We start from the raw sequence: 26,641 nt of genomic DNA, 5'->3' as shown, positions 1-26,641 counted from the left end.
AGGGCTGCCGGCTATGCGTCCGTTTAACCGTCCGATGCTTTAGGCCACGAAGCGCACCTGGAGTGCGTTATCCGTGATCGTCACGGAACACCGCTCCAGCTGAACGGCGTAGGCTGCCTCAAGCCCCTTGAAGCGAGGCTCCCCTTCGGAGCCCGACCGGGATCCTACGTCGGAAAGACGGCTACAGAAGCGCTCCCGAGCATCCTTGAGCAGGCGGAGCTTTCTCGCGATGGGCTGCAGGCCCGATGAGCTGTCCTTCACTAGGGCAGCGGCGGCGGCATAGAGATCGTCGGCAGCAGACTCGAGACCGGGATCACGCTTCATCAGTCCCATGACGTCAATGAGAAGGACGCGCAGATCGTGCAGACCGGCCTCCCGCCCCTCCTGTAAAATGAGCGTCACCACGAGTTCGATCGCTGCACTTCTCTCCTCGACGTTTTCTGCGAAGGTCTTGTGCGTCATAAGCCGTATCTCCCGTCTGCCGCTTTGGGAAATTCATTGCCAGCGGGAAAATGATGCGCCCGTATGGTTAATGAAAGCTTACGAAAGAAGCTTCACCGTGCCAATGACAAAGGATTCAAGAGACGGAACCGCATTCTCGAAAACTTCTGCTTCCTTTCGTCATCCACGCATTGAGGTTGAGCGCGAAGCTGACTACATAACGGCTTCGTTTTCATACGATTCCAGGCTCATGCAGCAGCAACGCGACACCATCAGACCCGAATGGTCCGTCTTGCGAAGCAATTGCTTCGCGAGGAGTTGCTGTCGCATGGACCATCGTCCGGAGCCGCGATTCCTGCTCGGATTTGCGCCACCGCCGCAAGCGGTCAGCTCTACTGAAGCCGGCACCGCCGACAAGGTGCCCTCCCCCTCCCAGCCGGTCTAAACGGTCATCCCGTCGCCGGCTCAGACCCGGCGACCTTTTCCTTTCACTGCATTCCGCTCTTCGGTTGCGATGCAGGGTCGCCGGATCCCAGCCAAGCTGAGAAAAGGAGAACCCTGCAGTGAACAGGGTATGGACTGAAGAAGAAATCGAGATCCTGCGTCGGGACAGGGAAGCCCGAATCCCGATTCCTGTCACGGCAGCAAAGTTGGGCCGGCCGGTACCGGCTACCTACGCGCGCGCGCGCCTCATCGGCACCCTTGTCCAACCGCACCAGTCCTGGGACGAGGCAGGTGTTGCGCGTCTCAGGGAACTCGTCTCCGCCGACCCGCCGCTCACGGATAAACTGATCGCCGAATCCCTTGGCAGAAGCGTCACCCAGATCCGCTGGAAGATGCAGGATCTCGGCCTGATCGGCGTCAGGGATCTCTCGAAGCTCGCAAAAGCCACAGCGGCAAAAACCGCTCGGCCCAAAATCGAGAAGCCGTCTGCGCCGAAGCCGGTGTCTCCAAAGCCAGCAGTCGCTCACGCGGTTCTGGCACGCGTGGCGGCACCCGCGCCCGGCACGGCCCCCGCTTCAGGCGCTCCAGTTGCGGTCGATCCCCGAGCAGCTCTCGAGAGGGCTCTTCGCCGTCTCGAGACGGTCCTGGCGGATTCGCTGAAACGCTCGGTCGCAGCGTCCGAGACCGGAATGATCGAGGCCGCCAAGGCTGCCATCGCAGAAAAAGCCTGCATCGATCAGCGTCTTGCCGATCTTAGTAAGCGAACGGCTAATGCTGAAGCAAAGCGCCTTGCAGAGATCAAGAAGGCCGCTGCCGAAGCAAAGCGTCAGGCGGATGTGTCAGCACGCCTAGCCCGCGAGGAGAAAGCCCGACAGGCAGAGGCGAAGTCTGCGGAGAGGCCGAAACCCGTTTCGAAGCAAGCTGCTCTTCCAACGGCTCGGGGCATGTCGCGCGCCGCACCTCCCCGTCCAGCGCCCCCCTCCGTGACGCCAGCACAGCCGAAGATCGTGGTGACGGAGGCTCCTGCGGCTCCTCGGCCTGTCGAGCCCGAATCCGGGCCGTCCCAGATGTCCGGACGCGGCGGCTGGAAGTCCGTACGCCGGGATCCTGCACGCATCGCCGCTCAGGCGAAGCGCAAGGCTGCCAACCGCGCAGATGCGATCGACCTTGCGCAAGCGGCCCAGGCCGCCATCGAACGCTTCATCTCGGAGCGGGGGGTTACGCGGACAGAGACGGATGCTGTGCAGTCCCTGATCACGCGCCTTCAGGCGCGGGGCTATATCGTCGTTCGCGAGGGCGAGGGCTGGATCATCGACCAGCGCCACAGACTGGACAACGAATCCGCTCTCGTGGCTTTTGCCGATGCCCGCGGCATCACGCTGAGCGCAGCGGCATAACTGAACGGCACTGGCGTCACACCAAGCCTCGGCACAAAGTCGCTTCCAAAGACCTGTGGAGGGGAGACGGCTCATGCCTCAGCATCATCAGTTCTACATCGACGGCCGGTGGGTCGATCCCATCGACCTGCGGCTTCTCGATGTGGTCAACCCGGCGACCGAAGAGGCGTTCGCCACTATTGCGGCCGGCAGTGCAGGCGATGTGGACAGGGCAGCAGCCGCTGCGCGCCGGGCTTTTGCAACCTACTCGCAGACGAGCCGTGTGGAACGACTCGATCTCCTGCACTCCATCGTCGAAATTTATAAGAAGCGGTCCGACGATATGGCTGAGGCCGTTTCCATTGAGATGGGTGCACCCATCGCCTGGGCACGCGAGCGGCAGGTGCCGGCCGGTCTCGGCCACCTCATGCGTATCATCGAGGTCCTGAAGATCTACGAATTCGAGGAGCGACTTAACGCAACATTGATCGCACGCGAGCCCATCGGCGTGTGCGGTCTCATCACGCCCTGGAACTGGCCTCTCAATCAGATTGCCTGCAAGGTCGGCCCGGCGCTCGCTGCCGGCTGTACGATGATCCTGAAACCAAGCGAGGTCTCACCGATTTCCGCCCTAGTCTTCGCCGAAGTGCTTCACGAAGCCGGCGTGTCCGCGGGCGTGTTCAACCTCGTCAACGGCGACGGACCCGTTGTCGGTCAGGCGCTTTCGAGCCATCCCGATGTCGACATGGTGTCCTTCACCGGATCCACGCGCGCCGGCATCCTCGTGGCCAAGGCGGCGGCCGATACGGTCAAGCGCGTCCATCAGGAACTCGGCGGAAAGTCGCCCAACATCCTGCTGGACGATGCGGATTTTGACAGCGCCGTCAGTCACGGCGCGCGTTCCTGCTTTGCCAATACCGGGCAATCCTGCAATGCGCCGACGCGCCTGCTCGTCCCGTTCGACAGGCAGAAGGAAGCTGCGGAGATTGCAAGGCGGATTGCAGAGGAGACCGTGGTCGGCGATCCGCGCGCGGAATCGTCCGTGATCGGACCGGTGGTCAACAGGACGCAGTTCGAGCGGATCCAGAACTTGATCGAGGCCGGCCTGCGCGAGGGAGCGACGCTCGTAGCGGGCGGCCCCGGCCGGCCTACGGGCCTGAACCGGGGCTATTATGTGCGTCCCACCGTCTTTGCGGATGTGCACAACGACATGAGCATCGCCCGCGAGGAAATCTTCGGGCCCGTTCTCTCGATTCTGCCCTACAGAGACGAGGAGGAAGCGATCCGCATCGCGAACGCTACCGTCTACGGCCTTTCGAGTTACGTCACCTCGGCCGATCTCGAACGGGCGCGCCGCGTCGCACGCCGTATCCGCGCGGGCATGGTCCATCTGAACGGATCGCGCGGCGACAACGCGGCCCCGTTCGGCGGGTACAAGCAATCCGGCAACGGGCGCGAATGGGGCAAGTTCGGCTTTGAGGAATTTCTCGAGGTAAAGTCGTTGTTCGGATACTTCGCGTCCTGATTCGCGAGGCAGTGGCGCGCCGGATCCCACCCTCTCAGGGCAGCGAACCGGCGGTGCCTGCTTTCAGGCCTCGGCCTTCACACCATAGGCCTCGGCCATCAGAGCATAGGAACGCTTGCGCGCCTCGTGGTCGTACACTGCCGTGGTCACCATCAGCTCGTCGGCTTTCGTCGCCTCAATGAGAGGATCGAGCGACTTGCGAATGGTGTCGGGCGATCCCACGAAGAGGCGCGCCCGATTACGACGGATGATCTCCTGCTCGCCTGGCGTATAGGAGCGGGCCTGCGCCTCCTCCGGAGACGGAATGGGCGCATAATCACCATGGATGCGCCGCAGGGCGTTGAGGTCGGCGCTGGAGGCTAGGCGCTCCGCTTCCTCGTCCGTCTCTGCACAGATTGCGGCCACGGTCAGAATGGCGTGAGGTTCTGACCGCCATGCGCTCGGCGTGAAGCCGTCGCGGTAGCTCAGCATCGCATCGACCGCATCGTGGCTGGCGAAGTGATGGGCGAAGCCGAAGCCCATGCCGAGGCGGGCCGAGAGATGTGCGCTGTAATCGCTCGACCCGAGCAGCCACACGGGCGGCAGGGGAACGCCCGATGGCATGATCTCGATCTTACTGAACGGGTGCTCCGGCGGGAACCCCTTGACTTCGAGCAGCATCAACTCCTGAAGCCGCTCCCAGAAGTCGTCCCTGCCCCGCTCCTCCTGCATTCGCCGGAGGGCATAGGACGTCACCGGGTCCGTTCCGGGGGCGCGGCCGAGGCCCAGATCAATGCGGCCGGGATAGAGCGCCTCCAGGAGCTTGAAGCGCTCCGCCACCATGAGCGGCACATGGTTCGGAAGCATGACGCCTCCCGAGCCGACGCGGATCCGCTCGGTCACGGCGGCGATCTGGCCGATCATGATCTCCGGCGCGCCGCTCGCGACGGAGGGAATGTTGTGATGCTCGGCCACCCAGTAGCGCTCATATCCAAGCCTGTCCGTGTGCTGAGCGAGATCAAGCGTATTCCTCAGGGCCTGAGCGGGTGTCGAGCCGGAAGTGACGAAAGAGAGGTCGAGAGCGGAGAGCGGAATCATGTTGATGCTTCCAGATAGCGTGCTTGCGGAGGGCACCGCGCGTGAAAAACTGATGCGGACAATATAGGCCTTACATCGAGAAGCCCTAACCCTCCCCTTGCGAGCGCCCACCATCTGACACAGATCGGCAGCGGATATGGAGATCACAATGGATAAACGCAGGCTTGGTCGCTCGGACCTCATGGTGTCGCCCCTCTGCTTGGGCGGGAATGTCTTCGGCTGGACAGTGGACGAGGCGGCCTCCTTCAGGCTCCTCGACGCTTATGCGGATGCGGGCCTCAACTTCATCGATACGGCCGATGTCTATTCGACCTGGGCGCCCGGCAACAATGGCGGCGAGTCGGAGACCATCATCGGCAAATGGATGCAGGCGCGGGGCAATCGCGACAGGCTCATCATTGCCACCAAGGTCGGCTCGGAAATGGGGCCGGGGCAGAAAGGTCTGTCGAAGAATTATATCCGCTCGGCGGTGGAAGCATCCCTTCAGCGGCTCCAGACGGACTATATCGATCTCTACCAGTCCCACCGGGACGATCTGGATACGCCACAGCAGGAAACCCTCGGCGCCTATGAGGAGCTGATCCGGGACGGGAAGGTGCGGGCCATCGGTGCTTCGAACTTTACTGCCGGGCGCCTCCGCGAGGCGCTGGAGATCAGCACGGAACTCGGGCTTCCGCGCTATGAGAGCCTGCAGCCGAAATACAATCTCTACGACCGCGCCGAGTATGAAAGCGAACTGGAGCCGCTTTGCCGCGAGAACGAGATCGGCGTTATTCCCTATTACGGCCTCGCCAGCGGGTTCCTGACCGGCAAGTACCGCTCGGAGCAGGACTTCGTCAAGAGCGTGCGCGGCGGACGAATGGCAAACTACCTCAACGACCGCGGTCGGCGCATTCTAGCCGCACTCGACGAGGTTTCCGCCCGCCACGTGGCTAACCCGGCTCAGGTTGCTCTCGCTTGGCTCATGGCCCGTCCCGGCCTGAATGCTCCCATCGCCAGTGCCACAAGCCTTGAGCAGATGCAGGATCTCATCGCCTCGACACGGCTGAGGCTCGACCAAACTGATATCGAGCAGCTCGATCAGGCCAGTGCCGGCGAATAGTCGAGCTAGGGCAGCCATCACTTCGGTGCATGGCTGCCCCTCCATTGTATCGAGGGACGATCTCATTATCTCGTAACGACCTGTGCATAAGAAAATTCCACAGGCAAACGAGGTTAATATGAGCTCGGATTCAGACGCATTGTTCCAGCCCTTCAAGCTGGGCGATCTAACCCTGCCGAATCGCCTGGTTATGGCTCCCCTGACCCGCAATCGGGCGACTGAGGGAGACGTGGCGCGGGACATTACGGCCCAGTACTACGCTCAGCGCGCGAGCGCGGGTCTTCTGATTTCCGAAGGCTCGCAGATTTCGCAGCAGGGACAAGGCTATTTGCGGACGCCCGGCATCTATACGCCCGAGCAGGTCGCAGGCTGGCGCAAGGTGACGGGTGCCGTTCACAAGGCAGGCGGGCGCATCGTCATCCAACTTTGGCATGTGGGCCGCGTGTCTCATATCTCGCTGCAGCCGAACAGCGTCGCCCCTGTCGGTCCCTCGGCTATTCGTGCCAAGACGAAGACCTTTCTCCAGGAGGGCTTCGCCGACGTGTCGGAGCCCCGAGCGCTGGAACTCTCCGCGATCCAGGACATCCTACGCGATTATGAACAGGCGGCTCGCAATGCCAAGGAGGCCGGGTTCGACGGTGTCGAGATCCATGCCGCAAACGGCTATCTTCTCGACCAGTTCATGAAGGACGGCTCCAATAAGCGCACCGACCCCTATGGCGGCTCCATCGAGAACCGAGCCCGGCTGACCATCGAAGCAGCCGAGGCCGTGCTGAAAGTCTGGGACAAGGGACGTGTCGGCATTCGCCTGTCGCCGGCTCCCGTGAACGATGCTGCGGACTCGAACCCGCAGGCGCTTTTCAGCCATGTGGTCGAGAAACTCGACGGCCTCGGGCTTGGCTATATTCATATGATCGAGGGCGCGACTCAGGGCGATCGCAACGCGGTGGACGTGGATTATGAGGGGCTACGCCGCTCGTTCCGGGGCGCTTACATTGCCAATAACGGCTACACCCGAGAGATGGCCATCGAAGCCATTTCCAGCGGCCGGGCGGATCTCGTCGCCTTTGGGCGCCTCTTTATCGCCAATCCGGATCTCGTCGAGCGCTTCCGCCTGAATGCGCCGCTTAAGGAACCCGACCGCGCCACCTTCTATGGCGGCGACACGAAGGGCTACACGGATTACCCGAGCCTCGAAAAGGCCGCTTAAAGCCATGAAACCGGTTCCTTCGGGAACCGGTTCCTCATTCTTCGGAGAAAGCTGGCGAGCTTATTAGCACCCCTCGCAGATGCCGCGCCTCTGTACGACCTCCTCCTGGATCAATCTCTCGACCAGTGGAGATTCACGATCCTCCGTCTGCCCACTGACGCCCGCACCTCCAGTGGGGCCGCGCAACGTTCCGGTGGCGGTAGGCTCGCTTACATTGCCGTCCGGCAACGGAGACCCTACCCTGCTACCTTCCGTTCCGGGTGGCAGGCGGGGCGTACGGGCAATGATGTCTCTCCGCGGCCCGAGATCGACCTCAGGTTCTTGGGTCGAAGAGATCGCCGGCGGAGAGCCGGTCGGAAGACCGGTCGAACCGATATCGGAGTCCTGAGGGCTGCCGGTTATATCCTGCAGGCCCTCCTCCGCGATACTGCCGCTGGAGCTTTGGAGGCCTTGATTGGATATGCGCCCGCCCGTTCCCATCAGGCCCTGATTGGAGAGTGAGGGGGCATTTCCGGTCCGGGGTTCTGGTGGCAACGCAGAGCCTGACGATGGTGTGCCTCCTACCGACGACGAGCCGATACCGGAGCTACCGACGGAACCGCCGCCAATAGAGCCTCCACCGACAGAACCTCCCCCGACCTGAGCCCAGGACGTGCTTCCGATGAGACAGCCCGCGACCAGGGCGGCCGAAAACGAGAGATGACGCATACGCTCCTCCTCATGAGCGGTTATTGACGTCAACTCCAGAACGAACAGGGGGTTTCCCTTTTATTTCCGCCAGATCACAAGGCTGACCGGGACGGCAGGGTCGAGGATCAGGCGAGATCCGGGCCGCAATCCCCGTTCCGCCAGCAAGGCTTCGGCGCCCCTGCCCTGGTCGCAGGCAGAGAAGAGAGCAACGCCTCCAGGAACTCGTACCCCTTCCGCACGACTGAGATGAAAGGTGTCGTAGCCAATCCCAAGGAAGAGGTCGAAAACTCTCCGCCCGCCGGGCACGGCAACACGGCCGCCATTCGGCAACATGGTTCTGATCGCTTGGTCCCAGGGCAGCTTCTCGGGGTTCCACCACCAACCGTCTGGGCGCCGTTCGAGACCGGGCGAGGACGAGGACAGGATCATCCGCAGGCGACCTCTGGGGCTCGGATTGGCTTCGTGCCCCAAACGGCCGAGGACCGTCAGGGCCGACGAGTCGAGCCCGGCTTGAAAGTAGGCCCAATCCGCATCGTTGCGCAGGGCCTCGGGCGTATGCCCGCTTGCATCGGCGATCCGATCATCGTCCGAGATGATAGCATAGCCATGGACTTCAACCTTGGACATGGCCTGTTCCCTTGCGGGGTGCATGAGTGATCGCTGCAACCATCAGGATACCGAGGACCAGGGCATTGAACACATGCCAGAGGAAATGCGTCCCCACCGCCCAGGATGAGCAGACGGCATCGTCGACAGAGCGGAAGAATAGCGACAGGGCAAAGACACCTCCTGCCAGAAGAAGCGCCCTCCCCGCCTTCCTCTCGCTCCGAGCCCAGCAAACGATGCCAACCGTCAGCATAGCCAAGGCGGCGGGAAGATAGCTGACGGAACCGTTGAGCGTCACGCCGGGAAAGAGACTGAACCAGAGGCGGTCAAAGAAGGTATTGAAGACGGCGAAAAGGACGGTCACGGCAATGGCGGCGAAGAGCCCCAATCCCAGGTAGCGGCGCATGGCGAGCAGGAAATAGCTGTAGATGAACACCGCGATCGGCAGCACGTCCGCCAGGAGCGACCAGCGATTGGCGAAGGTGTGGAAGAGAAAGCTCCCGATTCCGACGATGGTCGTGACCCCGATCAGCCAGAGAGCGGGCCAGTCCGTGGCTCCTTTTCGCAGCCAAAGCCAGAAGGCGTAGAGGGCGGCCAGAATGAAGGCACCATTGGTGACGGCGTTCAGCGGCTCGGCCCAGAAGGCGGCGCCGATCCGCTCACAGTAGCTGTCGATGGGTATGAGCCAGGATGTCGGCATGGAAGGCAACCGTGGGGATGATGCTGGGTCCTGTCTTGCCAGACCCTGACGAAAATCCGATGAACGTGAAGGACAGCGAAGCGGGGACGTGGGATGCGAATTGCGACGTGGAATGTAAACTCGATCAAGCAGAGATTGGACCACCTCGCCACCTTCGTGAAGAGCGCCGATCCCGACATCCTCTGCATTCAGGAACTGAAATGTGTGGACGAGGCCTTTCCGCGGGCAGAGGTCGAGGCCCTGGGCTACAATGTCGTCACCCACGGCCAGAAGGCCTATAACGGCGTCGCGATCCTCTCCAAGCGCCCGCTGGAGGATGTCCGGCGCGGCCTGCCGGGGGACGAGAGCGACGAGCAGGCCCGCTACCTTGAGGGTGTTGTCCCCACCGCAAGCGGGGCCGTAAGGGTGGCTTCCATCTATCTGCCGAATGGCAACCCCATCGGAACGCCGAAATTCGATTACAAGCTCGCCTGGATGGATCGCCTCATCGCCCATGCGCGCCGCCTGCTTCCGCTCGAGGAGCCGCTTGCGCTGTGCGGCGACTACAACGTCATTCCCAAGCCGAAGGACGCGGCGGATCCGGCGGCCTGGATGAGCGATGCGCTCTTCCAGCCGGAAAGCCGGGCCAAGTTCCGCGAACTGCGGAACCTCGGCTTCAGCGATGCAGTGCGCGATTGCAGCGACCAGCCGGGGCTCTATTCGTTCTGGGATTATCAGGCCGGAGCCTTCCAGCGGAACCACGGCATCCGCATCGATCACCTGCTGCTCTCGCCCCAGGCACAGGACAGGCTTAAGACCGCCTCGATCCGCAAGGACGTGCGCGGCTGGGACAAGCCGTCGGACCACGTTCCGGTGATGATCGATCTCGATATCGAGTAGGCCGCGCCCGGTACGTCATCCCCGGCCCGTTCCCGAGTTTGGAGCCTTTCCGCAAACGGCTGCCGCGCGTAAAGTCGGCTGCCCCTAGTGGCGCGACTGGATGTACTGCTCCAGCAGGGCGAGGGCGAGCTTGCGGTCGGATTCATCCGCCGCCGCGAAGGCCTCCTCGTAGAGGGCGGTGATCCATTTGTCCTTGGGCGTATCGGCGGCGGCCTCGCGCGCAAGGGTCAGCCACATCAGGCCTTTGGCCCTCTGGCGCATCACGCCCTGGCCGTTCAGCAGCAGGTGCCCGAGAACCGCCTGGGAGGGGGAATGCCCCTTCTCCGCGGCAAGGTTCAGCCACCGGGCCGCCTGGCGCGGATTCTTCTCGACGCCCGTGCCCTCGAGGTAAAGGCGGGCGAGATTGTACTGCGCGTTCGAGTCGCTGAAATAGGTCGCCGCGTACTTGAACATCTCGAAGGCGCGAGACGGATTGGCCGCCACATAGGTGCCCCTGATTCCATCGAGGAAGTAGGTGCCGAGCGCCACGAAGGCGCTGGAGACGACGGCGGCATTCGGCGAATCCGGGCTCTCGTCCGCATGCTGGTCGGCGAGCTTCGAGAAGTACTCGAAAGCCTTCAGGTTGTCGTGCTCGACGCCGTCGCCATCCGCATACATGCGCCCGAGCTTCCAGAGCGCCAGGGTATGCCCCTGCCCCGCAGCGTATTCGAGCGCCTGGACGGCTCCCACCTTGTCGCCCGCATTGTAGTTGCGCATGCCGTTGCGCAGGGCCTCGCGCACCGAGCTGTATTTGATCACGGGAGCAGCAAGCGCCGGCGTGATCGGCTGCGGACGCGGCGCAGCATCAAGCGCACAGGCGCTCCCGGCGCCGAGAAGAGTCACCCCCACAGTGACGATGAAGAGCTTAGACATCCGCATAAGTTTCTTTTTCTGCGGCTCCGCCGGGATGGGTGACTGCCCCATCCCGCGCAGGACCCACGGTTTGCGCATATTTCCAGAGATATCCCGAGGTGGCGTTCGTCTCCCGGGGCTTCCATTCGGCACGGCGGCGAAGCAGCTCCTCGTCCGAAAGCTCCACCTCGATGGTGCCCTTGATGGCGTCGATCGCGATGATGTCGCCGTCCTTCAGGAGTCCGATGGGTCCGCCCACCGCAGCCTCGGGCCCTACATGGCCGATGCAGAAGCCGCGGGTCGCGCCCGAGAAGCGCCCGTCGGTGATGAGGGCCACCTTGTCTCCCATGCCCTGCCCGTAGAGCGCCGCCGTCGTGGAGAGCATCTCGCGCATGCCGGGACCGCCGCGCGGCCCCTCGTAGCGGATGACGAGAACCTCGCCCTCCTCGTACTGGCGCTTGGAGACGGCCTCGAAACAGGCCTCCTCGCCATCGAAGCAGCGGGCCGGACCGCGGAACACCTGCTTGTCGGTCGCCATGCCGGCCACCTTCACAATGGCCCCTTCGGGAGCGAGGCTCCCCTTGAGGCCCACCACGCCGCCGGTGGGCGTAATCGGCCTGTTCGCAGGATAGACCACGTCCTGATCCTCGTTCCATTTCACGGAGGCGAGGTTCTCGGCCATGGTGCGGCCGGTCACGGTCATGCAATCGCCATGCATGTAGCCGTGGTCAAGGAGCGTCTTCATCAGGAGCGGGATACCGCCGACCTCGAAGAGGTCCTTGGCCACATAGCGTCCGCCGGGCTTGAGGTCCGCGATATAGGGCGTGCGCCGGAAGATTTCGGCGACGTCAAACAGGTCGAACTTGATGCCGGCCTCATGCGCGATGGCGGGCAGGTGCAATGCCGCATTCGTGGAACCGCCGGAAGCAGCCACCACGGTTGCGGCATTCTCCAGGGACTTGCGGGTCACGATATCGCGCGGGCGGATGTTCCTGGCGATAAGCTCCATCACCTGTTCGCCCGCCAGGGCACAGAACCGGTCGCGAATCTCGTACGGGGCCGGAGCGCCGGCCGAATAAGGCAGGGCCAGACCAATGGCCTCGGAGACCGTCGCCATGGTGTTGGCTGTGAACTGCGCACCGCAGGCCCCGGCCGAGGGGCAGGCCACCTGCTCAAGTTCGGAGAGGTCCTCGTCCGACATCTCACCGACGGAGTACTTGCCGACAGCCTCGAAGAGGTCCTGCACGGTCACCTGCCGGCCGCGGAAGGAGCCGGGCAGGATGGAGCCGCCATAGATGAAGATCGACGGCACGTTGAGGCGCACCATCGCCATCATCATGCCGGGCAGAGACTTGTCGCAGCCCGCCATGCCGACGAGCGCATCGTAGGAGTGGCCGCGCATGGTCAGCTCGACCGAATCCGCGATCACCTCTCGGGACGGAAGCGACGCCTTCATGCCCTGGTGGCCCATGGCGATGCCGTCGGTCACCGTGATGGTGCAGAACTCGCGCGGCGTTCCTTGAGCGGCGGCCACGCCCTTCTTCACCGCCTGGGCCTGGCGCATGAGGGAGATGTTGCAGGGGGCGGCTTCGTTCCAGCAGGTGGCGACGCCGACGAGCGGCTGCGCAATCTGCTCCTTCGTCAGCCCCATGGCATAAAGGTAGGAGCGATGCGGCGCGCGCGCGGGACCTTCCGTCACATGACGGCTCGGGAGCCTCGACTTGTCGATCCTGCGCGCATCCATGGCGTTGTCTCTTCCCACCCTCTCAAGCGTGGCAGCAACGGAACTTCCGTGATCTGCCATGTGCCGCGCCACCGATGCAACGACCCTCGAAAGGATCAATTCAACAGCCTTAATCCGGGCTCTGCCCCGTGCGTCGTGCTGTAAAGCTTTGGTTTAGAAGCACTTTAGCCTGTCCTCTGAGTTGCTCGCCGTTTATGGCGGCATCGCGGCGGAGCTTTGAGCCCGGCGCGGCAGGATCAGGAAGCTTTGTGGGTGTTGCTAGAGCGCAACATTTTTGGGACGGAATTCCTCATGCAGGTCCGATTACAAGCCGGTTACCGGGCGCGCGGAAACGATGGAACGCCAGGCAGTCGGCTATCTCAGTCTTCGATGTCCTCCGACGAGAACCAGACATCGTCGTAAACAGCGACCGCGCTCGCATCCGGGGGGCGGTCGTTTCTGACCCAGATTGAGCGCACGGCCGCGAGATCGGATTCCGTCGGCAGATTCTGCGCGGACGGTCTTGCGGTCGCTCCGCTGCAGGAGATGAAGCCCACTGTCATCAGCGAGCGGGCGCTGAACCCCTCTTTTCTCCGCGTCACCAGAACGGCGGGTCCCCAGCCCTTCTGCGGCTGCCACGGGAAGACCAACCGTCCGCCCGGGTTCAGGGCCCGGAGCCACTCGAGATCGGGCGCGACAACGCCCGCATTGACATAGATGACGTCCGCGCTCGGCAGCACGCGGCCGAAGGCGGAGCCGGCGTGGACCGCCACGTGGGCACGATCCTTGAGGTTCCGCGTAGCCGCAGCTGCCAGATCCGCCTCGTATTCGAAGGCGTCGACCCGGCCGCCGGGCTCAACGAGATGCGCCAGGATGGCGGTGTAGTAGCCCATCCCCGCCCCCACATGGATCACGTTCTCGCCGGGCCGGGGATCGACCGCAGCGATCCATGTGGCGTGGAGAGCGGGCTCGCCGTTATTGATGCCACGCTCCGGATCGATGGCGACGAGGACATTATCGTAGAGATCGGAGACTTCGCTGGTCCGCATGGCGGCGCCCATGCTGATCGCAGTCCAGGGCGGCGGCGGCAGGAAGGCTTCGCGCGGCACGGTGGCGAAGGCCTGTTCGATCCGTGGGTTCTCGACACCAGACAGGCGCAGGATCTGCGACGCATAGGAGGTTCGCGCCTGCCGGGACGCATCGGGATTGATGCCTTCCTTCATGGGCAACCCTTTCCCCTCTCCCATTTGGAGAGGATTTGAAGACCTCAGCTTATGCTAACTGGGGCTTTTCAGGAATCCGCCAATGTCCATTCAACGCCCATCCTGCTTCGGTCTATCCTTGCTTTGTTTCCTCTCTTAGCCGCCTGCAACCAAACAGCGCCGCCTCCCAGCCAGGGCGTTGTCGGATCTGGTGCTCTGGCGGCCATCGCAGATCTGCAGCAGACCCAGGCCAAGCACCGTCTGACTTCGCCAATTGCAAACCGCGCTGCCGGTTTCGACCCGACGGGACTGTCCGGTCACGCACTCAACCAGATGGATGAAGAGCAGGCCCGCATCGAGCAGGAGAAAATGGAGCGAGTGGACCAGGAGATTGAGAGGGCTCTGGAGGAAACGGACGCTCTCCAGGCGCTGAGCGAAGACCTTGAACGCCAGCAAGCAAGCCGCGCAAGCCGTCTCGCTCCTCATCGGAAAGCCGCTCCTTAACTGCCCCCTCGGAGAAAATCTTACCATTAGGAAAGTGACCTCTCTATTTAGAGAGCTTTCAGAGCGAAACTGTATTGCTAAGCCTAAGGCGTCTTAACCTTGGGGCATGCCATGATCTTCCAGCGCCGCGTTTCGTTAGGGCTCCTAGCCGTGCTTCCGCTCCTTGCAGGCTGCACGCAGACAACAAATTCTCCTCCTGCAACTCCTGCAGTCGACCCGGCGGTCGTAGGTCCGCGTGCCCTGGCCGCCCTCGAAGAGGTTGAGCGCACACGCGCACGCCATAGGGAGCAGGCGACCAACATCGCTGTGCTGAGCTTCTTCGACCCGACGGGCATCTCCGCTCTCGCCAAGCCGGCCATGGAAGCCGAGCAGCGGCGCGAACTGGATGAGAAATACAAACGCGTTGAGGAAGAGCTCCGGAAGACCATCGAGGAGGCGGAGGCGCTCAAGGCTCAGAATAAAGCGAGGAGCGCCGCCTCCAAGCCGCGGAAACGCGCCCGCGCGGTGCCCGCGCAGGCAGAGGCAAAGGTGGAATAGCCCTACTCCCGACGGGTGGAGAGCCTTTCCTTACATCCGGAAGACGCCGAACTTGGTCTCCGGAACGGGAGCGTTCAGGGCTGCAGAGAAGGCCAGCGCCAGGACCCGGCGGGTCTCGGACGGCAGGATGATGCCGTCGTCCCACAGCCGCGCCGAAGCGTAGTAGGGAGAGCCTTCCTCCTCGTACTTGTTGCGGATCGGGGCCTTGAAGGCCTCCTCCTCTTCCGCGCTCCAGCTCCTGCCTTCGGCTTCGATATTGTCGCGCCGCACGGTCGCCAGCACGCTCGCCGCCTGCTCGCCGCCCATGACGGAGATGCGCGAGTTCGGCCAGGTGAATAGGAAGCGCGGGGAATAGGCGCGCCCGCACATGCCGTAATTGCCGGCCCCGAAGGATCCGCCGACCAGCAGCGTGATCTTCGGCACCTGAGCGCAGGCGACGGCCGTGACGAGCTTCGCGCCGTCCTTGGCGATGCCGCCGGCCTCGTACTGGCGGCCGACCATGAAGCCGGAGATGTTCTGCAGGAAGAGGAGCGGGATGCGCCGCTGGCAGCACAGCTCTATGAAATGCGCGCCCTTCAGCGCGCTCTCCGAGAACAGGATGCCGTTATTGGCGATGATGCCGACCGGCATGCCCCAGATCCGGGCGAAGCCCGTCACCAGGGTCGTGCCGTAGAGGCGCTTGAACTCGTCGAATTCCGAGCCGTCGACCAGCCGGGCGATGACCTCGCGGATGTCGTACTGCTTCTTGAGGTCGGTGGGCACAATCGCATCGAGATCGTCGATGGCATATTTCGGCTCGACCGGGTCCGCGAGGTCGATGTCGATGCTCTTGCGGGTGTTCAGCGTGCCGACGATGCGGCGCACGATGGCGAGCGCATGAACGTCATCGGTCGCGTAGTGATCCGCCACGCCGGACTGGCGAGCATGAACGTCCGCGCCGCCGAGATCCTCGGCAGAAACGACTTCGCCGGTCGCGGCTTTCACCAGGGGCGGTCCGCCGAGGAAGATGGTGCCCTGGCGGCGCACGATGATGGTCTCATCCGACATGGCAGGCACATAGGCGCCGCCGGCGGTGCAGGAGCCCATGACGCAGGCGATTTGCGGAATGCCCATCGAGGACAGGGTCGCCTGGTTGTAGAAGATGCGCCCGAAATGGTCGCGGTCCGGGAAGACCTCGGTCTGGTGCGGCAGGTTCGCGCCGCCGGAATCGACCAGATAGATGCAGGGCAGCCGGTTCTCGCGCGCCACTTCCTGGGCGCGGAGATGCTTCTTCACGGTCATCGGGTAATAGGTGCCGCCTTTGATGGTCGAATCGTTGCAGACGATCATGACCTCGCGACCCTCGACCCGGCCGATGCCGGTGATGATCCCGGCCCCGTGGATTGCATCCTCGTACATGCCATGGGCGGCGAGCGACCCGAGTTCCAGGAAGGGTGCGCCTGGATCGAGCAGCCGCATCACACGCTCACGCGGCAGCAGCTTGCCGCGGGCGAGGTGCCGCTCCCGCGCCTTGGCAGGACCGCCTTCCGCCACGGCCTGCCGCTTGGCCTGGAGATCGCGGGCAAGCTCGGCCCAGGCGGCGCGGTTTGCGCGTGCGGCATCCGAAGTGAGATCGGCTGAAGTGGCAATGGCGGGCACGGCGTCAGGCTCCCTGTTCTTGCTTATGGCCCCACAGGCATGGGGCCATAAGTCAGTACTTGGAACTTGAGCGCAAACGCAACTCCCACTCAAAGGGCAGTGTGGATCAGCCCTTGGCGCGAACGACGACGGCGCGGCTGACGGCGGCGCTGCCCTCGCAGTAATAGGCGATGCCGCGCACGAGCAGCCAATCGGCAGTCTGCTTGTTCAGGTAGAGGTGCGTGCCGCCGAGAGCGACGGTCTGGGCCAGCATGGATTCGAGGGCGCCCTCGAAACCGGGCGTCGTCGGAACGACCGGGCTCACCTCCGCAAGACGCCTGCAGAAGCGAACGTCCGTCGCATCGTCCACGACATGGATCAGGTCCAGCGGGTCGGGGGTATAAGCGCAGGCCGAGACGGCGAGAGCGGCGAGAGAGGCAAGGAAAGCGCGTCGCATAGGGTCGTCCACCAATGATCAACCGTTCAGACAAGCTTAGGGCAGAATGTCGCTTTGGCGAGAAGCCTAGCCGTATCGGATGCGCGAAACCTGGGATTAGTTGCCCTGAAGCAACGGCGCGCTCACCCTTTCGGCGGGGCCGAAGATCTCTTCGAAACTCCGTTTCAGCACCGAATCGACCTCCGGCATCGTCACCGGAATCCCGAGATTCACCAGGCTGGTGACGCCGTACTGGGTCACACCGCACGGAACGATCCCCGAAAAGTGGGAGAGATCAGGCTCCACGTTCAGGCTGATGCCGTGGAACGTGACCCAGCGCCGGACCCGAATCCCGATGGCGGCGATCTTGTCCTCGACGGCCTCCCCCTTGTCCGGCCGCCGCACCCAGACGCCGACCCTCTCCTCCCGGCGCTCGCCGCGGATGTTGAAGGCATCGAGGGTTGCGATCAGCCAGGCCTCGAGGGCGGACACGTAGCGGCGCAGGTCCGGCTGACGCCGCTTGAGGTCGAGCAGGACATAGGCGACCCGCTGGCCGGGGCCGTGATAGGTGTACTGCCCGCCCCTCCCGGTCTTGTGAACGGGAAAGCGCCCGGGCTCGACCAGATCGGATTCGTTCGCCGAAGTCCCGGCCGTGTAGAGCGGCGGATGCTCCACCAGCCAGACCAACTCCCTTGCCCTGCCCTCGGCGATGGCATCGGCCCTGGCCTCCATGAAAGCGACAGCCTGCTCGTAATCCGTCAGCCCCTCCGCAATCGCCCATTCCACGGGCGGGGAGCCTTCTTCGGCTCCAAAACGGTCGGCCAAGCTGTCTCGCAGGTTCGACACCTTTTCGGCTTCCTTCCTGAGTGCGGAGGAGAATCTTTTGGTCCCAATCCAGGCCGAGAGCAACCTTCGGCACCCGAGAAGCCCTCAGCATTGCCAAGGCTGCGCCTCTTCATGCGTCAGGAGGCGACGGTTGGGCTTGCGGTGGTCCAATCGATCTGCTAGAGCGGCGACCTCTTCAGGAATTTCGGTTTCTGAGCACGAGTTCCGCGGCCATGGCGGAATTGGTAGACGCGCTAGCTTGAGGTGCTAGTGGGGAGACCCGTGGAGGTTCGAGTCCTCTTGGCCGCACCAACTCACCGGATGCCTTCGGGCATCACAAAACAAGGCCCCCTGATCCGGGGCCTTTTTTGTTGGTCCTGCCGGCGACGTCCGGCGGGAGCGTCGACCGACCGATTCTCCGATCCTGCCCCCTCGGTGCCTTGTGCCGTTTGTGCCCTGCACCTAAAAGGCTAGGGATCTCCTTTCGAGGACAGGCTCATGCTGGAAGTCGAAGACAAGACGCCGCTTCCAAAGCCCGAGGGGCCTGATACCGAATCCCTGGTCTTCCGGGACGAGGAAGGCGATCTCAACCCGGATTTCCTGGCCGCCGTCGCCGACGCCATCGAGGCATCGGAAACCGAGCGCCTGCAGGCGCTGGTCGAGGACTTCCACGAATCCGATCTCGGCGACCTCCTGGAAGCGCTGGCCCCGGAGCATCGCCCACGTCTGATCGAACTCCTTGGGTCCGCCTTCGACTTCACGGCGCTGACCGAAGTGGACGAGGCCGTCCGCGAGGAAATCCTCGAAGGCCTTGAAGCGGAGACTGTCGCCGAGGGCGTGCGCGACCTCGATTCGGACGACGCCGTCATCATCCTCGAGAGCCTGCCCGAAGAGGACAAGGCGGAGGTTCTCGAGAAGCTTCCGGCCATCGAGCGCGTGGCGCTTCAGCGCTCTCTCGATTACCCGGAAGACAGCGCCGGCCGTCGCATGCAGACCGAGTTCATCGCGGTGCCCCCGTTCTGGACGGTCGGGCAGACGATCGACTTCATGCGCGAGACGGACGAACTGCCGGAAACCTTCTACGAGATCTTCATCATCGATCCGGCCGGCCACCTGCTCGGCGCTGTCGCCCTCGACCGGCTGCTGCGCTCGAAGCGTCCCGTCACGATCCAGGAGATCATGGACGACGAGCCGGACCGGGTGGAGGCGACGGAGCACCAGGAGGAAGTGGCGCGCCTGTTCGAGCGCTACAACCTCGTCTCCGCCGCCGTGGTCGACGAGACCAACCGCCTCGTCGGCGTCATGATGGTCGACGACATCGTCGACGTGCTGGAGGAAGAGGCCGACGCCGACATCAAGCAGCTCGGCGGCGTGAAATCCGACGAAGAACTCTCGGATACGGTCTTCTACACGCAGCGCAGCCGCTTCCCCTGGCTGTTCGTGAACATGTGCACCGCCCTCATCGCGGCGAACGTCATCAGTCTCTTCGAGGAATCCCTCGAGAAGATGGTCGCCCTCGCGATCCTCATGCCGATCGTCGCCTCCATGGGCGGGAATGCCGGCACCCAAACCATGACGGTCGCGGTCCGGGCGCTGGCCACCCGCGAGCTCGGGCGCACCAACGCCTGGCGGATCATCCGCCGTGAGGCCGGGGTCGGCCTCCTCAACGGGCTGGTCTTCGCCGTCATCATGGGCCTGCTTGCCGGCATCTGGTTCCAATCGATCGAAATCGGTTTCGTGATCGGTTTGGCGTTGATCGGCGTCCTGCTCTTCGCCGCCCTCGGCGGGATCTTCGTCCCCCTGACCCTGAACCGCCTGGGCGTCGATCCTGCGGTCTCCTCGGGGCCGTTCGTCACGAGCATCACCGATATCGTCGGCTTCTTCACCTTCCTGGGTATAGCGACAGTCTGGTTCAACCTGTAAGGCTGTTTCATAAAGCAGTTTCGTAATGGCCTGTTAACGGAGTTGGGGCATCCGTAAGACAGAGTCATGCGTCAGATACGGTTGTGCCGATGAAGAACCGCCGCTCCCCCAGCCGCTCCAGGAATTCCGGCCTTCCGAAAGTCCTTCGGGCCGTCAGGTGCGGCATTCTTGCCTCCATCGCCTTCGGCCTCGCCTCCTGCGCCATCGCTCCTTCCTCGTCCAGCCGCTACCCGATGAAGGGCGACGCTCGTCCCCATGAGGGGGTCGCGAGAGCCCATCGCATGCCGATCCATGGTGTCGATATCTCCAAGTGGCAGGGCAAGGTCGATTGGGCGGCCATGCGCAAGGCCGGCACGAAATTCGCCTTCATCAAGGCGACCGAAGGCGGCGACCATGTGGACAGCCGCTTCCTGGAGAACTGGTGGGGAGCCAAGAGCGCCGGCGTTCCGCGCGGCGCCTATCACTTCGTGTTCTGGTGCCGCCCGGCCCACGAGCAGGCCGCCTGGTTCAAGAAGAACGTCCCGCAGGATCCGGAGGCCCTTCCGCCCGTTCTCGACGTGGAGTGGAACGGCCAGTCCGTGAACTGCCCCAAGAAGGTTCCGCGCGAGCAGGCGCTGGCGATGATCAACGTGATGCTCCGTGAGATGGAGGCCCATACGGGCAAGCGGCCGATCATCTATACCGACATCACCTTCCATAAGGAGATCCTGGAAGACGAGTTCAACGACCATCCCTACTGGATCCGCAGCACCGCCGCAGAGCCGCACGAGCGCTACAGCAACCGCCGCTGGACCTTTTGGCAGTTCACAACGACGGGCCGCGTACCCGGCGTCAGCGGAGACGTGGACCGCAATACGTTCTACGGCACCGAGAACCAGTGGCGCATGTTCCTCGCCAGCGCCTGCGATCCGCGCGACCATGCACGGCTCCAGCCCCTGGGCGTCTGCCGGGACGTGGACGCGGTGCAGATGGCGAGCGCCGACGAGTAAATCGGCCTCCAGCGCCACGATTTCAGGCTCCCTCGCCTCCGGGCCGGGAGCCTTTTTCACGGCCGGGTCGCTATTCGACCATTTTCGTAGCCCGAGCACTGCGGCTGTCCCATTATTCTTCTCGAGTCCCGCTTGATTGGGGCAGCAATGCTGACCAAAATGGCCGGCACAAGGACAGCCGTCGCGCTCCGTCTTCGCGGATCGTCGGGCGGGACAGGGAGGAACCGATGCTGCGCAACGACAAGAATTTCAATTTCGACCTTGGCGAAACCGCCGATGCCATCCGCGAGACCGTGCGCGACTTCGCGCAGGACAAGATCGCGCCGCGCGCCGAGGAGATCGACAGCACCAATCAATTCCCGCGTGATCTCTGGCCCGCCATGGGCGCGCTCGGCCTCCACGGCATCACGGTCGAGGAGGAATATGGCGGAACGGGCCTCGGATATCTCGAGCACGTGGTCGCCATGGAGGAAATCTCCCGCGCCTCGGCCTCGGTCGGCCTGTCCTATGGCGCGCATTCGAACCTCTGCATCAATCAGCTCCGCCGCAACGGCAACGAGGAGCAGAAGCGCCGCTACCTGCCGAAGCTGATCTCCGGCGAGCATCTCGGCGCGCTCGCCATGTCGGAGCCGGGCTCGGGCTCCGACGTGGTCTCGATGCGCACCCGCGCCGAGAAGCGCGGCGACCGCTACGTGCTCAACGGCAACAAGATGTGGATCACCAACGGCCCCACCGCCGAAACCCTGGTGGTCTATGCCAAGACCGATCCGGAGGCGGGCCCGCGCGGCATCACGGCCTTCATCATCGAGAAGGGCTTCAAGGGCTTCTCCACGCACCAGAAGCTCGACAAGCTCGGCATGCGCGGCTCCGACACCTGCGAGCTCGTGTTCGAGGATTGCGAGGTGCCGGAGGAGAACGTGCTGGGCCAGGTCGGCAAGGGCGTCAACGTGCTCATGTCGGGCCTCGACCACGAGCGCGCCGTACTCGCAGCAGGCCCCACGGGCATCATGCAGGCCTGCATGGACGTGGTGCTGCCCTATATCCACGATCGCAAGCAGTTCGGGCAGGCCATCGGCGAGTTCCAGCTCGTGCAGGGCAAGGTCGCCGACATGTACGTGACCATGAATGCGGCGAAGGCCTATGTCTATGCGGTCGCCAAGGCCTGCGACCGGGGCGAGACCACCCGCGAGGACGCGGCGGGCGCGATCCTCTACGCAGCCGAGAAGGCCACGCAGATGGCCCTCGATGCGATCCAGCTTCTGGGCGGCAACGGCTACATCAACGAATACCCGACGGGCCGCCTGCTCCGCGACGCAAAGCTCTACGAGATCGGCGCGGGCACGAGCGAGATCCGCCGCATGCTGATCGGCCGCGAGCTTTTCGCGAAGACGGCCTGAACCGGCTCAGAGACGTATCCGGCATGAGGGCGGTCAGGAAACACTCCTGACCGTTGCCTCAAGCTCGGCCGCATGCTTCGCTGGGGCCTAACCAGCCCATGTCCGCGAGGCGACGATGACCTTGACGCTCTATGCCCATCCTTTCTCGTCATATTGCCAGAAAGTGCTGATCGCGCTGTACGAGAACGATGTCCCCTTCGCGTACCGGATGCTCGACGACGAACAGAGCGCCGCAGAACTGGCGGCGCTTTGGCCCCTCGGGCGCTTTCCAGTCCTCGTGGACAATGGCCGCATCGTCATGGAGGCGACGGTCATCATCGAGCATCTCTGCCTCTACCATCCGGGACCGGTCCGGCTGTTCCCGGAAGATCCGCGCGAGGCTCTCGGCGTACGGCTGATGGATCGCTCCTTCGATAACGACGTGATGACGCCGATGCAGAAGATCGTCCTCGACCGCCTCCGCCCGGAGGAGGATCGCGATCCCTTCGGCGTCGCCGAGGCAAGAGCGATGCTCGACAAGGCCTATGGCTGGCTCGACGAGACGCTCGCCGAACGTGAATGGGCAGCTGGCGGCGGCTTCAGCGCGGCTGATTGCGCAGCGGCTCCCGCGCTGTTCTATGCCGATTGGGCCCACCCGATCAGCGAAGCGTGGGGGCATGTCCGTGCCTATCGCAGGAGGCTGCTTGCCCGCCCCTCCTTCGCGCGAGCGGTCGACGAGGCCGGCCCTACCGCCCGTTCTTCCCGCTCGGGGCTCCTGACCGCGACTGAAGCTGTCAGATCGTCCAGATATCCCGCGTGATGGCGACCAGAGAAAGGCCCTGCTCGCCCTGGCGGAAGATGAGGCGCAGACTCTTCCAATCCATTCCGCTCATGGCGGCTGTGCCCCCCAAGTGCAGCTCGACGACGATCGCATCCCGGACGAAGCCGTGGTTATTGTTGATCTCGTTCCCACGCTGGCGCGGCTCGTTGTAGAGGACCTCGTCCGCCTTGCGGTAATCGGCATCCCACACGAACTGCGCGAAATAGCGCTCGCAGGTTGTCTCGATCGGATCGCCGCTGCCGTCCCGATAGCCCCAGAGTCGTATTCGCTTTTCCTGGGCGCAGCGCCCGACCTCCTCGCTGTCGAGCAGGACGTCATGGACATCCAGCATCACATAGGGACTCACTGTCAGCCCGCCCTTCCCGACATGGGCAGCGAGCCGGTCGAAGTCGCGCTCGGCCAAGGCGTCCAGAATGTCCGCAACCGCTTCTTGCGTGACCTCTCGCGCCGCCTCTGGCCCGAGGGGCTCCGCAGCAGCCGGTCGAGCAAAGGCCGCGAGGCACAGGAAGGCGAAGGCTTGCATAAGTTTCATGCCGGGTCTCACGTTCATTCGGCGGAATGAATACCGCTTTGCAGAATAACCGGATATGAATGCGCCTGAGCGGATCTCCCGCGGCGGCGTTCCTCAAGACTCGCCGCCAGGAAATCCCGTCCCATCGCCAGGAAACCTTCATGACCCTCGATAAAGCCATCGCCGACGCCCTGCGCGCCGCCACCACTGCCACACTCACCACGGTCCTGCTAAAGAAGGGGATCCGCCGCTGCTGGATGAAGGGGCCGATGCCCGCCTTCAACGCGACGGAGAAGATGGTGGGTCGCGCCTTCACGCTGCGCTTCGTGCCGGCCCGCGAGGATCTGGCGACGCCGGAATCCTGGTCGTCGCCCCGCTCGACCCGCGCCGCCATCGAGGACATGCCGGAGGGATGCATCGCGGTGGTCGATTCCATGGGCGTGGCCGATGCCGGGATCTTCGGCGACATCCTCACCGCCCGTATGAAGAAGCGCGGCGTCGCTGCCCTCGTCACCGACGGCGCGGTGCGCGATGCTGTCGGCGTCGAGGGCACGGGTCTGCCGGTCTGGTGTTCGGGCGTGGCCGCCCCTCCCTCGGTCGCGGGCCTGACCTTCGTCGGCTGGCAGGAGCCCATCGGCTGCGGCGGCGTCGCGATCTTTCCCGATGACGTGATCGTGGCCGACCGGGACGGCGTCGTCGTGATTCCGGCCGCCATCGTCGAGGAGACCGCCAGGGCCGCCGTGGAGCAGGAGCGCCTCGAGCTCTGGATCATGCGCGAGGTCGAGAAGGGCGTTCCGCTGCCTGGCCTCTACCCGCCGAACGCCGAGACGAAAGCCCGCTACGAGGCCGAGTCGAAGTCTTAAGACCTGAACGGATAGGGATGGCGGGTGTTCTACTACGCTTCGAAAATCGCGTGGTTCTTCACCACGCCATCCAATCTGCTCATCAGCCTCATCCTGCTGGGGCTCGTGCTCGCGCTCTTCAAGCGCCTGCGAAAGCTCGGCATCGCTCTCAGCCTCGTCGTCACGCTGGCGACCATAGCCCTGGGGCTTCTGCCCATCGCGAGCTATGTCCTGCTGCCGCTGGAGCAGCGCTTCCCGCCCTATCAGGATGACGGCCGACCGGTCACCGGCATCGTTCTTCTCGGCGGCTCGGTGGAGGCAGCGGATTCGGTGGCGCGCAGCCGCATCGTGGCCAATGAGTCCGCAGAGCGCGTGCTCGAGACGATCCAGCTCGCCCACCGCTATCCGCAGGCCCGCATTCTCATCTCCGGCGGAGGCGGGACGGTTCTCGGCGACGGCACGGCCGAAGCTCCGGTCATCGCCGACTACCTCAAGAGCATCGCCGTCGATCCCGCCCGCATCCTCGTGGAGGAGCGTTCGCGGACCACCTTCGAGAACGCGGTCTATGCGCGCGAGATGGCCGCTCCGAAGGAGGGCGAGCGCTGGCTCCTCGTGACCTCAGCCTGGCATATGCCCCGCGCCGTCGGGGTCTTCAGGAAGGCGGGTTTCCCCGTTGTGCCCTACCCGGTCGATTACCGGACCGGCGCCAGCTTCGCGGACCAGGGCCTCTTCGCCTTCGTCTCCGAGGGCCTGCGGCGGCTCGATGTCGGCACGAAGGAATGGGCGGGTCTCATCGGCTACTACATGACCGACCGCACCTCGGAGCCGTTCCCGGCCCCTCAACCCTCCGAAGGCGGCAGCGCCAGCCGGTAGGTGCCCTTGAAGTCGTCCGGATCGACCGGCCTGCCTTTGCGCAGGATGACGATGCGCCCCTGCTTCATGAGGCGCACGGCGGCCTGACGGACGGGCTGCATCAGGGGGCTCCAGCCCTCGGGCTGGTTGCCGCCGATGGCGATGGCGACATCGGCGGGGCCGATGGTCCGCCCCTCCCCCCGCTCGCCGAGCAGCGCGAGCATGGCGGCCTCCAGCTCCTCCGGCGTCGCTGCCTTAGCCATGGACTCCTCCCAGCGCCGCATCCCGCGCATCCGAAACGAATTGACGGCGCCACATGACCAGCAGCACTGCGCCGGTCGCGACGATGAAGAGATAGGGGCTGATGAACCAGCCGAGATAGGCGAGCGAGAAGAAGAAGGCCCGCTGGCCGCGGTTGAAATGCTTGCCGGCGACGGTGCTCATCGAAGCGGCGTGGCGCGCGGCCGCCAGGGCCTCCTCGCGGCTTGAGTCTTTCAGCACCGGCACGGCCCCGAGCATGATCGCCATGTAGTTGAAGAGCCGGTAGGACCAGGCGAACTTGAAGAAGGCGTAGACGAAGATCACCGCAAGTCCCACGACCTTCAGGTCCCAGGCAAGGCGCGTCGGCGGCGGGCCGAAGGGAAGGTCGGCGAAGATGGGGAGAACCTCGTCGGTCGATTGCAGCAGGGCCAGCACGCCGCCGATGGCGATGAGCGAGGTCGAGGCGAAGAAGGCGGTGCCGTTCATGAGCGAGGCCATGATCGTGGTGTCGACGATCCGGTTCTCGCGCACCACCATCTGCTCCATCCAGCGGAGACGGTATTGGTTCATGACCCGGTTCAGGCTTCTTTGCCCCGCCGGGGTGAGTTCGAGAGCGGTGTGATAGCCGAACCATGCCGCGATGAAGAACGCCATCCCCGCATAGTCGATCGTGGTGAACCCCAGCACCCTTTGCCTCCCGTTGACTCTGCCGCCATCATGCCCAGTTTGTGGAAAGCCTCAATGGGGAGCGACCTCTCGTGCCGCAAAACATCACGCACGGCTACAAGGCCTTGCTCGACGAGGCCAATGCGAAGATCAGGACCCTTCCTGTCGAAGACGCCATCGCCCTGCACGGGCGGGAGGACATCGTCTTCATCGACCTGCGCGATCCGCGCGAGCTGGAACGCGAGGGCCGGATACCCGGCGCGGTGCACTGCCCGCGGGGCATGCTGGAATTCTGGATCGACCCGGAAAGCCCCTATCACAAGCCCGTCTTCGCCCAGGACAAGACCTTCGTGTTCTTCTGCGCCGGAGGCTGGCGCTCGGCCCTCTCGGCCGCGACCGCGCAGGACATGGGCCTGCAGCCGGTCGCCCATGTGGAGGGCGGGTTCTCCGCATGGAAGAAGGCCGGCGGTCCTGTCGAGGACGAGAAGGCCGGGAAGGACTGAAAGCGGCCGTTTCGTCGTCATCGGTCCCGTGCCGCTGATCCGTTGGAAGGGTGTCATTCCCGGCCGGAGATGGCGCAGCCATCGCAGGGGAA

General features: G+C 64.0%; 25 protein-coding genes, 1 tRNA gene and 1 pseudogene. 14 read left to right on the top strand and 13 right to left on the bottom strand.

The features are described 5' to 3' along the window. Window positions 1-39: 39 nt before the first annotated feature. Window positions 40-462: a hypothetical protein gene (locus tag LG661_RS20490; protein ID WP_230533832.1), complete on the bottom strand. Its 423-nt coding sequence runs from the start codon at window positions 460-462 to the stop codon at window positions 40-42. 542 nt (window positions 463-1,004) lie between these two features. Between LG661_RS20490 and LG661_RS20485 the strand changes: the two genes are divergently transcribed. Next, a complete protein-coding gene (locus LG661_RS20485; RefSeq protein ID WP_230533831.1) occupies window positions 1,005-2,282 on the top strand; it encodes a hypothetical protein in 1,278 nt (425 codons plus the stop codon). A 73-nt stretch (window positions 2,283-2,355) separates the two neighbouring features. Next, window positions 2,356-3,786: an aldehyde dehydrogenase family protein gene (locus LG661_RS20480; protein ID WP_230533830.1), complete on the top strand. Its 1,431-nt coding sequence runs from the start codon at window positions 2,356-2,358 to the stop codon at window positions 3,784-3,786. Window positions 3,787-3,849: 63 nt separating this feature from the next. Here the strand turns inward: LG661_RS20480 and LG661_RS20475 are convergent, their stop codons facing one another. Further along, the gene (locus LG661_RS20475; protein WP_230533829.1) at window positions 3,850-4,863 is read right to left on the bottom strand and encodes an LLM class flavin-dependent oxidoreductase; all 1,014 of its coding nucleotides are present in this window, start codon (window positions 4,861-4,863) and stop codon (window positions 3,850-3,852) included. Between the two features lie 148 nt (window positions 4,864-5,011). On the opposite strand from LG661_RS20475, the gene LG661_RS20470 reads away from it, so the two are divergent. Further along, the gene (locus LG661_RS20470) at window positions 5,012-5,965 is read left to right on the top strand and encodes an aldo/keto reductase (RefSeq protein WP_230533828.1); all 954 of its coding nucleotides are present in this window, start codon (window positions 5,012-5,014) and stop codon (window positions 5,963-5,965) included. A 118-nt stretch (window positions 5,966-6,083) separates the two neighbouring features. After that, window positions 6,084-7,175: an alkene reductase gene (locus tag LG661_RS20465; protein WP_230533827.1), complete on the top strand. Its 1,092-nt coding sequence runs from the start codon at window positions 6,084-6,086 to the stop codon at window positions 7,173-7,175. Between the two features lie 768 nt (window positions 7,176-7,943). On the opposite strand, the gene LG661_RS20460 is transcribed toward LG661_RS20465, so the two are convergent. After that, on the bottom strand, window positions 7,944-8,492 hold the full coding sequence (locus tag LG661_RS20460) for a hypothetical protein (protein ID WP_230533826.1): 549 nt from the start codon (window positions 8,490-8,492) through the stop codon (window positions 7,944-7,946). Next, the gene (locus LG661_RS20455; RefSeq protein ID WP_230533825.1) at window positions 8,479-9,171 is read right to left on the bottom strand and encodes a ceramidase domain-containing protein; all 693 of its coding nucleotides are present in this window, start codon (window positions 9,169-9,171) and stop codon (window positions 8,479-8,481) included. The genes LG661_RS20460 and LG661_RS20455 overlap by 14 nt, the downstream gene beginning before the upstream one ends. Window positions 9,172-9,264: 93 nt before the next feature. On the opposite strand from LG661_RS20455, the gene xth reads away from it, so the two are divergent. Further along, window positions 9,265-10,050, top strand: a complete 786-nt coding sequence (gene xth, locus LG661_RS20450) for an exodeoxyribonuclease III (RefSeq protein ID WP_230533824.1) — start codon at window positions 9,265-9,267, stop codon at window positions 10,048-10,050. Window positions 10,051-10,134: 84 nt separating this feature from the next. Here the strand turns inward: xth and LG661_RS20445 are convergent, their stop codons facing one another. From LG661_RS20445 to LG661_RS20435, 3 genes are all read right to left on the bottom strand, one after another. Then, entirely contained in the window at window positions 10,135-10,968 is an 834-nt protein-coding gene (locus LG661_RS20445; protein ID WP_230533823.1) for a tetratricopeptide repeat protein, read from the bottom strand. Further along, complete coding sequence (ilvD, locus tag LG661_RS20440; RefSeq protein ID WP_230533821.1) at window positions 10,955-12,685, bottom strand: dihydroxy-acid dehydratase; 1,731 nt, start codon at window positions 12,683-12,685, stop codon at window positions 10,955-10,957. Before ilvD ends, LG661_RS20445 begins: the two co-directional genes overlap by 14 nt. Window positions 12,686-13,044: 359 nt before the next feature. Beyond that, on the bottom strand, window positions 13,045-13,887 hold the full coding sequence (locus LG661_RS20435) for a protein-L-isoaspartate O-methyltransferase family protein (RefSeq protein ID WP_230533819.1): 843 nt from the start codon (window positions 13,885-13,887) through the stop codon (window positions 13,045-13,047). 594 nt (window positions 13,888-14,481) lie between these two features. Between LG661_RS20435 and LG661_RS20430 the strand changes: the two genes are divergently transcribed. Next, window positions 14,482-14,907 carry a hypothetical protein gene (locus tag LG661_RS20430; RefSeq protein WP_230533817.1) on the top strand — a complete coding sequence of 142 codons (426 nt, stop codon included), beginning with the start codon at window positions 14,482-14,484 and terminating at the stop codon, window positions 14,905-14,907. A gap of 30 nt (window positions 14,908-14,937) precedes the next feature. Here LG661_RS20430 and LG661_RS20425 read toward each other — a convergent pair whose 3' ends face one another. The 3 genes from LG661_RS20425 to lipB all read right to left on the bottom strand — a co-directional run bounded on the left by LG661_RS20425 (window position 14,938) and on the right by lipB (window position 17,806). Next, window positions 14,938-16,545 (bottom strand): carboxyl transferase domain-containing protein, encoded by a 1,608-nt coding sequence (locus tag LG661_RS20425; RefSeq protein WP_230533814.1) that lies wholly within the window; start codon window positions 16,543-16,545, stop codon window positions 14,938-14,940. A gap of 106 nt (window positions 16,546-16,651) precedes the next feature. Next, entirely contained in the window at window positions 16,652-16,981 is a 330-nt protein-coding gene (locus LG661_RS20420; RefSeq protein ID WP_230533813.1) for a hypothetical protein, read from the bottom strand. Window positions 16,982-17,077: 96 nt separating this feature from the next. After that, a complete protein-coding gene (gene lipB / locus LG661_RS20415; protein ID WP_230533811.1) occupies window positions 17,078-17,806 on the bottom strand; it encodes a lipoyl(octanoyl) transferase LipB in 729 nt (242 codons plus the stop codon). A gap of 206 nt (window positions 17,807-18,012) precedes the next feature. Between lipB and LG661_RS20410 the strand changes: the two genes are divergently transcribed. From LG661_RS20410 to LG661_RS20390, 5 genes and pseudogenes are all read left to right on the top strand, one after another. After that, window positions 18,013-18,097, top strand: a tRNA-Leu gene (locus LG661_RS20410). Window positions 18,098-18,283: 186 nt separating this feature from the next. Further along, window positions 18,284-19,708, top strand: coding sequence for a magnesium transporter (gene mgtE / locus LG661_RS20405; RefSeq protein ID WP_230533810.1), 1,425 nt, complete (start codon window positions 18,284-18,286; stop codon window positions 19,706-19,708). An 89-nt stretch (window positions 19,709-19,797) separates the two neighbouring features. Beyond that, window positions 19,798-20,697: a glycoside hydrolase family 25 protein gene (locus LG661_RS20400; RefSeq protein WP_230533809.1), complete on the top strand. Its 900-nt coding sequence runs from the start codon at window positions 19,798-19,800 to the stop codon at window positions 20,695-20,697. Window positions 20,698-20,924: 227 nt separating this feature from the next. Next, window positions 20,925-22,094, top strand: a complete 1,170-nt coding sequence (locus tag LG661_RS20395; protein WP_230533808.1) for an isovaleryl-CoA dehydrogenase — start codon at window positions 20,925-20,927, stop codon at window positions 22,092-22,094. Window positions 22,095-22,209: 115 nt separating this feature from the next. Continuing rightward, window positions 22,210-22,862 (top strand): annotated as a pseudogene (locus tag LG661_RS20390) (glutathione S-transferase family protein). A 5-nt stretch (window positions 22,863-22,867) separates the two neighbouring features. Here LG661_RS20390 and LG661_RS20385 read toward each other — a convergent pair. After that, window positions 22,868-23,446 (bottom strand): hypothetical protein, encoded by a 579-nt coding sequence (locus LG661_RS20385; protein ID WP_230533807.1) that lies wholly within the window; start codon window positions 23,444-23,446, stop codon window positions 22,868-22,870. A gap of 140 nt (window positions 23,447-23,586) precedes the next feature. On the opposite strand from LG661_RS20385, the gene LG661_RS20380 reads away from it, so the two are divergent. Next, entirely contained in the window at window positions 23,587-24,288 is a 702-nt protein-coding gene (locus LG661_RS20380) for a ribonuclease activity regulator RraA (RefSeq protein ID WP_230533806.1), read from the top strand. 24 nt (window positions 24,289-24,312) lie between these two features. After that, window positions 24,313-25,140: a YdcF family protein gene (locus LG661_RS20375; RefSeq protein WP_230533805.1), complete on the top strand. Its 828-nt coding sequence runs from the start codon at window positions 24,313-24,315 to the stop codon at window positions 25,138-25,140. On the opposite strand, the gene LG661_RS20370 is transcribed toward LG661_RS20375, so the two are convergent. Further along, a complete protein-coding gene (locus tag LG661_RS20370; RefSeq protein ID WP_230533804.1) occupies window positions 25,107-25,382 on the bottom strand; it encodes a DUF3253 domain-containing protein in 276 nt (91 codons plus the stop codon). The genes LG661_RS20375 and LG661_RS20370 overlap by 34 nt on opposite strands. Continuing rightward, a complete protein-coding gene (locus tag LG661_RS20365; protein ID WP_230533803.1) occupies window positions 25,375-26,067 on the bottom strand; it encodes a DUF599 domain-containing protein in 693 nt (230 codons plus the stop codon). The genes LG661_RS20370 and LG661_RS20365 overlap by 8 nt, the downstream gene beginning before the upstream one ends. A gap of 71 nt (window positions 26,068-26,138) precedes the next feature. Between LG661_RS20365 and LG661_RS20360 the strand changes: the two genes are divergently transcribed. Beyond that, window positions 26,139-26,549: a rhodanese-like domain-containing protein gene (locus LG661_RS20360; protein WP_230533802.1), complete on the top strand. Its 411-nt coding sequence runs from the start codon at window positions 26,139-26,141 to the stop codon at window positions 26,547-26,549. Window positions 26,550-26,641 lie beyond the last annotated feature (92 nt).

The organism is Microvirga roseola (genome assembly GCF_020866965.1).
Lineage (GTDB): Bacteria > Pseudomonadota > Alphaproteobacteria > Rhizobiales > Beijerinckiaceae > Microvirga > Microvirga roseola.
Note: the sequence above shows the minus strand (reverse complement) of the source record. Positions and strands in the feature narration are given on the sequence as shown.

Bases quoted from the DNA above. Each gene is read 5' to 3' on its own strand.
- LG661_RS20490 (WP_230533832.1), bottom strand. From the start codon at position 462: ATGACGCACAAGACCTTCGCAGAAAACGTCGAGGAGAGAAGTGCAGCG.
- LG661_RS20480 (WP_230533830.1), top strand. From the start codon at position 2,356: ATGCCTCAGCATCATCAGTTCTACATCGACGGCCGGTGGGTCGATCCC.
- LG661_RS20475 (WP_230533829.1), bottom strand. From the start codon at position 4,863: ATGATTCCGCTCTCCGCTCTCGACCTCTCTTTCGTCACTTCCGGCTCG.
- LG661_RS20470 (WP_230533828.1), top strand. From the start codon at position 5,012: ATGGATAAACGCAGGCTTGGTCGCTCGGACCTCATGGTGTCGCCCCTC.
- LG661_RS20465 (WP_230533827.1), top strand. From the start codon at position 6,084: ATGAGCTCGGATTCAGACGCATTGTTCCAGCCCTTCAAGCTGGGCGAT.
- LG661_RS20460 (WP_230533826.1), bottom strand. From the start codon at position 8,492: ATGTCCAAGGTTGAAGTCCATGGCTATGCTATCATCTCGGACGATGAT.
- LG661_RS20455 (WP_230533825.1), bottom strand. From the start codon at position 9,171: ATGCCGACATCCTGGCTCATACCCATCGACAGCTACTGTGAGCGGATC.
- xth (WP_230533824.1), top strand. From the start codon at position 9,265: ATGCGAATTGCGACGTGGAATGTAAACTCGATCAAGCAGAGATTGGAC.
- LG661_RS20445 (WP_230533823.1), bottom strand. From the start codon at position 10,968: ATGCGGATGTCTAAGCTCTTCATCGTCACTGTGGGGGTGACTCTTCTC.
- ilvD (WP_230533821.1), bottom strand. From the start codon at position 12,685: ATGGATGCGCGCAGGATCGACAAGTCGAGGCTCCCGAGCCGTCATGTG.
- LG661_RS20435 (WP_230533819.1), bottom strand. From the start codon at position 13,887: ATGAAGGAAGGCATCAATCCCGATGCGTCCCGGCAGGCGCGAACCTCC.
- LG661_RS20430 (WP_230533817.1), top strand. From the start codon at position 14,482: ATGATCTTCCAGCGCCGCGTTTCGTTAGGGCTCCTAGCCGTGCTTCCG.
- LG661_RS20420 (WP_230533813.1), bottom strand. From the start codon at position 16,981: ATGCGACGCGCTTTCCTTGCCTCTCTCGCCGCTCTCGCCGTCTCGGCC.
- mgtE (WP_230533810.1), top strand. From the start codon at position 18,284: ATGCTGGAAGTCGAAGACAAGACGCCGCTTCCAAAGCCCGAGGGGCCT.
- LG661_RS20400 (WP_230533809.1), top strand. From the start codon at position 19,798: ATGAAGAACCGCCGCTCCCCCAGCCGCTCCAGGAATTCCGGCCTTCCG.
- LG661_RS20395 (WP_230533808.1), top strand. From the start codon at position 20,925: ATGCTGCGCAACGACAAGAATTTCAATTTCGACCTTGGCGAAACCGCC.
- LG661_RS20385 (WP_230533807.1), bottom strand. From the start codon at position 23,446: ATGAAACTTATGCAAGCCTTCGCCTTCCTGTGCCTCGCGGCCTTTGCT.
- LG661_RS20380 (WP_230533806.1), top strand. From the start codon at position 23,587: ATGACCCTCGATAAAGCCATCGCCGACGCCCTGCGCGCCGCCACCACT.
- LG661_RS20370 (WP_230533804.1), bottom strand. From the start codon at position 25,382: ATGGCTAAGGCAGCGACGCCGGAGGAGCTGGAGGCCGCCATGCTCGCG.